This is a genomic window from Coleofasciculus sp. (genome assembly GCF_046539235.1).
GTDB lineage: Bacteria > Cyanobacteriota > Cyanobacteriia > Cyanobacteriales > Coleofasciculaceae > Coleofasciculus.
Window position 1 is genome coordinate 1 of record NZ_JBKHHI010000378.1, and the last position, 6,531, is coordinate 6,531.

Genomic DNA, 6,531 nt, shown 5'->3' on the forward strand with positions numbered 1-6,531 from the left:
ATCGCAATCCCCTACTGCTGCGGCTGTGAAAGAGTGGACTTCGAGCAGAACAGCGCGTTTAGATGATTGCTATGATACTACCTGTGATACTATTGCTGGATGGGCAAATTAGAGAAATTAGTAGAGCAATTCCTGAATAAACCGCCAGAAGTGCGGTTTGAGGACGTGCGCTACCTTCTGGAAGCTTTCGGCTTTGAAGAGAAAAGGTCGAAGGGTAGCCACCATAGTTTTCGAGATTCACAAGGTAGAAAAATTACTGTACCCAAAAAAGGCGGACAGAAAGTTAAAGGGGTTTATGTTAAGCAAATCGTTGAGTTATTGAACTTGGAGGAATGGAGCGATGAAGACACTTAACCAGAAGAACAAGCTGAGTGAGAAGCAGCCATTGGACTATTATTTGAATCTTCAGTATCCAGTAACACTTTACCCCGATCCAGAGGGGGGATATGTAGCTCAGATTAAAGACTTACCTGGATGTCTGACTCAAGGTGAAACGTTGGATGAGACGATCGCAAATATAAACGAGGCGCGAGAGTTATGGATTGAGACAGCTTATGAAGCTGGAGATGAAATTCCTTTACCCAGTACGGATGATACCTACAGTGGTAAGCTACTCCTGCGGATGCCGAAATCGTTGCATCGTCGTTTAGCCGAGAAAGCGGACAGGGAAAATGTGAGCCTCAATCAGTACATTGTGTCTGTGTTAAGTCAGGGATGATCGGGTAGAGCGTGCGATCGCGCTGCCATTCCAACAGGTTAACCTTGAGAACAGAGCAATTAGGAGATCAGCAATGTCACGAGCAATTGACGCAAAAGAAGTTGGCAACCACATTGGTGAATTGATCGAGCAGGTTGTTGAACAGCAACAGCCTTTGATTATCGAATCTGAGGGGAAGCCTCAGGTTGTCATGCTTTCCCTCGCTGAATACGAGCGTTTGCTATCAGCTAACCGAGTAGAAGTTGGGCAAACACCCTTAGGAAGAAAACTTTGGCAAATTCGTCAGCAGATTCTTGCCACAGGTGAACCCCTTTTAAATTTGGATGAAGTTAATCAAGAAGTAGCTGAACGTCGAGGTTAAAACCGACAGGACATAGAATGAAGCGTACCTTCATTGATACAGGTGTTTTAATTGCAGCAGCTCGTGGACAAAATGATGTTGCTATAAGAGCAATGGCAATTCTGGATGACCCCAATCGAGAATTTGCCTCCAGCATTTTTGTCAAACTAGAAGTTCTACCCAAAGCAATTTATAACCAAAAAACGTCTGAAGCCGCCTTTTATCAAGCCTTTTTTGATGCTGTGACTCACTGGGCTAAAGCAGAGGAATCGCTTATTGCAAATGCCTTTCAGGAGGCTTGTCAGTTAGGTTTGTCTGCCATAGATGCGCTTCATGTTGCGGCACCTTTATCGGTGAGTGCTGAGGAACTGATAACAACTGAGAAACCTAGTAAACCCATACATCGTGTTACGAAGATCAAGGTTATTTCGATCGCTCTAAACGAGTCTTAAAGCGTGATTATAGCAACCCTAAATGAGTTGTGAATTATATTCTACTCTGGTGTCAGAATAGTGGTTAGAGTTAACCCGCGATCGCGCCTCAACGCTTCTTGCATCGCCATCTCATCTGTAAACGTTTCTCGTAATAGCCGCCCTTCATAAACCAGCGTTATCTCACTCTCCTGAAAGGGCCACGGAGATAGAATGATTTGATGAGGATCATCATTAACATGAGTCAAGGTTAGAACAGTTTCACCGTCAGCCGTAGGAACCTGCTCAACTTGCTGTTCACCCGACACATTCTGACACAAAATTAGTGAAAGAGCATCCCAAGTCGCTACCAGTTTTTGGTTGCGCTTGATCACTTCTGGTGTCACATAAGGGACATAATGGGCGTCATTGTTCAACGTAGCAATAAGCTGTTCTTGAAAGGCATACTCACTGTTAAGAAAATCCTGTACAATTCGGCTAGACTCCGGGTTTTTCTGCCAACTTCGATATCGCTCATATAGCCCAGTACCGTGCAGTGAAACGAATAACGTAACATACCTCCCCCAAGGCATTGCTAGCTGTTTCGCACCCGTCCAAATATCAATATGGACTTGGGTTGGGAGTTCAGTAAACCTATAGGGATAGCCAGTTTGAGGGTTGAGAGTTGGTGCTTGTTCCCACAACAGCCAGCCGATATCATGTTGTTCGGCGGCGAGACAGAGTTCTTTTTGCGGGACAAACTGACCAAACTGTTCATTACCCCAAGCCCGGGCTAATTCACCAGAAACCCAGGCGTGGTTCGGTTGCGTGATGCAGATAAGTCCCTCTTTTGATAAGCGATGTAGCATGATTTGAATTCAAAATCAAAGAATTCTAATTTTGAATTGATTCCCCTGAGTATACGTTTAATTTGCACTATTTTAGCTGTGTCACGCCGCCACTGATACCGTAGATTAATTTGGTTGAAGTTATGAAAACTGTTCCCTGTTCCCTGTTCCCTCCCCTCACCCCTATAATTATTCAGCAGACCCTAATTAACTTGATTGGGTATACAAGAGGTGATGATTTGCCTAAACTCCTCCGGTTCGGGCTGACCGGCTTGCAAGTCTTGACCAATTTGCATGAATTCATCTAGGGTGTAAGTATCTTGAATCTTCTCAATCGTACAGGTACAAAATGCCCTGACTTCCTCCGGGCGATCGCCAACACAATTTTCGATATAAAGTTGCACCATCTCAGGAGGATAGGCATTCGTCGGTTCTTGGGGGGTCACATCAGGCGTTTGCGAATTTCCTCTAGGTGCGCTCATAAGTACCAGGATTAAGGTACTCATTACCGCCGATAGGGTCTGGATTTTTTTCATGATTTTAAATGATGGGAATGATATCATGTTCGGTTGAATCCTTAAAAGGCAACAGGGAACCGGGAACAGATGATATACAATTTCAATGCACATCAGCTTATCAGTAATCAATCACCTGCTGTCTTCTGCCTTTTGGTATAATTATCCCTACAAAACCAAACCCCCAATCATTCCTGCCAGTAACACAAAACCAATCCAGACATTTTGGCGGAAAATTTCCCCATAAACGGGTTTGGGAATATCAGGTTGGCGCAGTCGCGTATAGTGCCAAATCCACCCTATCGTGGCTACACCTAAAGCAATCCAAAAGCCCCAGTGTAGCTGCATGACAAATCCCAATCTCGCCAAAAATCCCACCGTGGTGGCAAAAAATAGACCAACAGCTTCAGGGGCGTAGTCTCCAAAAAACAAGGCGCTAGAATTAACCCCAAGCTTCTGGTCATCGTCCCGATCTGACATCGCATAAACAGTATCAAAGCCTAATGTCCACGTTACCGTTGCTGCCCACAAAAACCAAGTGGCGGGTTGTAAGTTCTCAGTAACCGCACTCCAACTGATTAAAACAGCAAACCCCCAGGCGATGGATAATACCAACTGAGGAATCGGAAAAACTCGCTTGGCTGACGGATAAAATACAATCACGGGAATAGCGGCGACGCACAGCCAAAAGGTGAAGGGATTGAGATAAAGGGCGAGGATACCTGCACAACTCATCGCCACTAACACCACCACCACGCCCACTTGTACAGACAGGGCGCGAGAGGCTAAGGGACGTTCTTTGGTGCGTTCGACTTGGGGATCAATATCTCGATCCCACAAATCGTTGATTACACAACCCGCCGCACTGGTGGCTAAGGTTCCTAGGATAATCACACCGACTAGGGGAATCGGGGGTGTACCCTGGGCGGCTAAGAAAACTGCCCACAGCGCGGGAACCATCAAAATTAAGCGTCCGGCTGGCTTATCCCAGCGCAAAAGCTGTGCGATCGCTAGCAAAGTTGGTATTGAGGGAGGGTGTTGGTCAGTCAGCATCGATGCTCAGGTCTTTTATCGGGTCTTCACCAAATTAGGGTAAATCTATATCGTTAAGATAACGCAACACTTTGCTACTGTCGATTTGAGCAGGTTTAAAGTTATCGTTGTCAATAGCATCACGGCTAGAGTTGTAATCCTGAATACAAGAATGATCGATTTAGCTGCCAAAGGGAATTCGGCAGGAGTTTCGACTCCAACCACAGACAATGATCGCATTCTGGCTGCCATTGATATTGGCACGAATTCGATTCACATGGTCATCGTCCGAATTGACCCGACGCTTCCTTCGTTTACGATTATCGCTAAAGAAAAAGATACGGTGCGACTGGGGGAACATGATCCGCATACGGGGAATTTAACCCCCCAAGCCATCAAACGTGCGATCGCGGCGTTGCAACGTTGTCAGGCGTTAGCGAAAAGTTTTCAGGTGGATCACCTGGTTGCTGTGGCGACGAGTGCGGTACGGGAAGCCCCCAATGGACGCGCCTTTTTACAGCAAGTTGATTCACAATTGGGGTTATTTGTCAACCTGATTTCCGGTCAAGAAGAAGCGCGGCGGATTTATTTGGGCGTCTTGTCGGGAATGGAATTTAATAACCAACCTCATATCATCATCGATATTGGTGGCGGTTCCACGGAATTAATCTTAGGCGACAGTCACGCCCCCCGTTCCCTCACCAGCACCAAAGTCGGCGCTGTACGCTTGACCCGTGAATTCATTACCACCGATCCGATTAGCGATCGCGAGTTTCAATACCTGCAAGCCTATATTCGGGGACGACTTGAACGTGCGGTTGAAGATATCTTAGCCAATATAGAACCCGGAGAAAAGCCCCGTTTAGTCGGAACCTCGGGTACAATTGAAACCCTAGCCGCCCTTCACGCCAAAGACAACTTAGGTGTAATACCCAGTCCTCTGAATGGTTATGAATTCAACCGCAACGACCTAAAAGATATCGTCAAACAACTCACTTCACTCACCTGCGCTGAACGGGAAAAACTCTCTGGACTTTCGCAGAAACGGGCAGAAATTATCGTTGCCGGTGCGATTATTTTATTAGAAGCCATGACAATGTTAGACATCGAGTCTCTCACTGTCGGGGAACGCGCTTTGCGAGAGGGAGTTATCGTAGACTGGATGCTTTCCCAAGGCTTAATTGAAGACAGACTGCGGTATCAAGGCGAAGTTCGCCAACGCAATATCATTAAAGTCGCGCAAAAATATCACGTTAATTTAGCCTCTAGTGAACGGGTGGCTAACTTTGCCGTTAGCTTATTTAATCAAACCAAAGGACAGCTACACAATTGGGGAACCGAAGAACGAGAATTGCTGTGGGCGGCGGCAATTTTGCACAATTGTGGCTTGTATGTGAGTCATTCTGCACATCATAAGCATTCCTATTACCTGATTCGCAACGGCGAATTACTCGGCTTTACTGATATTGAGATTGAAGTGATCGCTAATTTGGCTCGTTACCATCGCAAGAGTCCCCCCAAGAAAAAGCACGACAATTACAGTAATTTACCCAATAAATACTATCGGCATCTAGTCAAAGAAATCAGTCCTTTATTACGTTTAGCCGTTGCCCTAGATCGCCGACAGATTGGGGCAATTTCCCAAATCTGCTGCCACTATATACCAGAAGAAAAAGAGTTGTGTTTGCGTCTGACACCTGTAGATTCCAATGATACCTGTGCCTTAGAAGTTTGGAGTTTAGAAGATAAAAAAGTGGTGTTTGAAGAGGAGTATAATGTTAAAGTCGTCATCCAGCTAGAAAACCAACCCAGTTAACTCTAGCAACCGTAGTGGCGTGACCCAGCTAAAATGGTGGAATAGTTTTTAGGTTGGGTTTCGACTTCGCTCAACCCAACCGGATCTAGGGCTAAGGTTCCCTACTACGAACCCAATTATTACCATCAATTTAGGTAGTGCCAATCCAGTAGTGTGTTAGCGTTCGTGCAGTGTTCGCGAAGGGTAGCGTAACGCATCAACTAGAAGGCATAATTTAACAAATGAGGAATGACGTAGCTTGCTTCTCGCGCTCTTCAAATATGACAAATGACGAATGACGTAGCTTGCTTCTCGCGAAGCGAGTATGACGAATGACGAATGACAATCAAGGTCGTCCTTTCTTCTCGTAATACTGCTGATGATACTCTTCGGCGAAATAATAATCAGAAGCGGGTTTAATTTCGGTCATAATATCCTGGTCATACTTACCAGACATCTGAAGCTTGCGCTTTGATTCTCTGGCTATTTTCTCCTGGTCAGGATTGTGGAAAAATATAACCGAGCGGTATTGCTCGCCGCGATCGGGTCCCTGGCGATTATACTGGGTAGGGTCATGAATTGACCAAAAGACATTCAGCAGGTCATCGTAGGAAATCTGAGATGGATCATACTCCACTTGCACCACTTCTGCATGTCCAGTAATTCTGGCACAAACATCCAAATAGGAAGGGTTCTCAAAATGTCCTCCCATATAGCCGACGGATGTAGAAGTAACGCCATTTAATCGACGAAATGCCGCCTCTACTCCCCAAAAACAGCCTGCTCCAAATGTAGCTTTTTCCATTAGAAATTCACCTATGCATTTAAATTGGGTATTAGTAGCGAGCAAGATGCTCAATGTAGCGAGCAAGA

Annotated in this window: 9 protein-coding genes; 5 read left to right on the forward strand and 4 right to left on the reverse strand. The window is 45.6% G+C overall.

What is annotated here, in order from left to right; genetic code table 11:
* Positions 1-99: 99 nt before the first annotated feature.
* The 4 genes from ACLFWI_RS24435 to ACLFWI_RS24450 all read left to right on the forward strand — a co-directional run bounded on the left by ACLFWI_RS24435 (position 100) and on the right by ACLFWI_RS24450 (position 1,510).
* Complete coding sequence (locus tag ACLFWI_RS24435) at positions 100-354, forward strand: type II toxin-antitoxin system HicA family toxin (protein WP_446408773.1); 255 nt, start codon at positions 100-102, stop codon at positions 352-354.
* Positions 341-718 (forward strand): type II toxin-antitoxin system HicB family antitoxin, encoded by a 378-nt coding sequence (locus tag ACLFWI_RS24440; protein ID WP_446337715.1) that lies wholly within the window; start codon positions 341-343, stop codon positions 716-718. The genes ACLFWI_RS24435 and ACLFWI_RS24440 overlap by 14 nt, the downstream gene beginning before the upstream one ends.
* Positions 719-791: 73 nt before the next feature.
* Complete coding sequence (locus tag ACLFWI_RS24445) at positions 792-1,079, forward strand: type II toxin-antitoxin system Phd/YefM family antitoxin (RefSeq protein WP_446415080.1); 288 nt, start codon at positions 792-794, stop codon at positions 1,077-1,079.
* A gap of 17 nt (positions 1,080-1,096) precedes the next feature.
* A complete protein-coding gene (locus tag ACLFWI_RS24450) occupies positions 1,097-1,510 on the forward strand; it encodes a nucleic acid-binding protein (RefSeq protein ID WP_446408771.1) in 414 nt (137 codons plus the stop codon).
* 41 nt (positions 1,511-1,551) lie between these two features.
* Here the strand turns inward: ACLFWI_RS24450 and ACLFWI_RS24455 are convergent, their stop codons facing one another.
* From ACLFWI_RS24455 to ACLFWI_RS24465, 3 genes are all read right to left on the reverse strand, one after another.
* Positions 1,552-2,337 (reverse strand): DUF3891 family protein, encoded by a 786-nt coding sequence (locus tag ACLFWI_RS24455; RefSeq protein ID WP_446415081.1) that lies wholly within the window; start codon positions 2,335-2,337, stop codon positions 1,552-1,554.
* 182 nt (positions 2,338-2,519) lie between these two features.
* Entirely contained in the window at positions 2,520-2,852 is a 333-nt protein-coding gene (locus ACLFWI_RS24460) for a hypothetical protein (RefSeq protein ID WP_446408769.1), read from the reverse strand.
* 147 nt (positions 2,853-2,999) lie between these two features.
* Entirely contained in the window at positions 3,000-3,884 is an 885-nt protein-coding gene (locus ACLFWI_RS24465; RefSeq protein ID WP_446415082.1) for a 4-hydroxybenzoate solanesyltransferase, read from the reverse strand.
* Positions 3,885-4,035: 151 nt separating this feature from the next.
* Here ACLFWI_RS24465 and ACLFWI_RS24470 point away from each other — a divergent pair, with 151 nt between their 5' ends.
* A complete protein-coding gene (locus ACLFWI_RS24470) occupies positions 4,036-5,679 on the forward strand; it encodes a Ppx/GppA phosphatase family protein (RefSeq protein WP_446415083.1) in 1,644 nt (547 codons plus the stop codon).
* A gap of 325 nt (positions 5,680-6,004) precedes the next feature.
* Here ACLFWI_RS24470 and msrA read toward each other — a convergent pair whose 3' ends face one another.
* Positions 6,005-6,463 carry a peptide-methionine (S)-S-oxide reductase MsrA gene (msrA, locus tag ACLFWI_RS24475; RefSeq protein WP_446415084.1) on the reverse strand — a complete coding sequence of 153 codons (459 nt, stop codon included), beginning with the start codon at positions 6,461-6,463 and terminating at the stop codon, positions 6,005-6,007.
* Positions 6,464-6,531: the final 68 nt, after the last annotated feature.

Excerpts from the sequence above, each read along its gene's own strand:
- ACLFWI_RS24455 (WP_446415081.1), bottom strand. The coding sequence starts at position 2,337 with ATGCTACATCGCTTATCAAAAGAGGGACTTATCTGCATCACGCAACCG.
- ACLFWI_RS24450 (WP_446408771.1), top strand. The coding sequence starts at position 1,097 with ATGAAGCGTACCTTCATTGATACAGGTGTTTTAATTGCAGCAGCTCGT.
- ACLFWI_RS24440 (WP_446337715.1), top strand. The coding sequence starts at position 341 with ATGAAGACACTTAACCAGAAGAACAAGCTGAGTGAGAAGCAGCCATTG.
- ACLFWI_RS24465 (WP_446415082.1), bottom strand. The coding sequence starts at position 3,884 with ATGCTGACTGACCAACACCCTCCCTCAATACCAACTTTGCTAGCGATC.
- ACLFWI_RS24460 (WP_446408769.1), bottom strand. The coding sequence starts at position 2,852 with ATGAAAAAAATCCAGACCCTATCGGCGGTAATGAGTACCTTAATCCTG.
- msrA (WP_446415084.1), bottom strand. The coding sequence starts at position 6,463 with ATGGAAAAAGCTACATTTGGAGCAGGCTGTTTTTGGGGAGTAGAGGCG.
- ACLFWI_RS24470 (WP_446415083.1), top strand. The coding sequence starts at position 4,036 with ATGATCGATTTAGCTGCCAAAGGGAATTCGGCAGGAGTTTCGACTCCA.
- ACLFWI_RS24445 (WP_446415080.1), top strand. The coding sequence starts at position 792 with ATGTCACGAGCAATTGACGCAAAAGAAGTTGGCAACCACATTGGTGAA.
- ACLFWI_RS24435 (WP_446408773.1), top strand. The coding sequence starts at position 100 with ATGGGCAAATTAGAGAAATTAGTAGAGCAATTCCTGAATAAACCGCCA.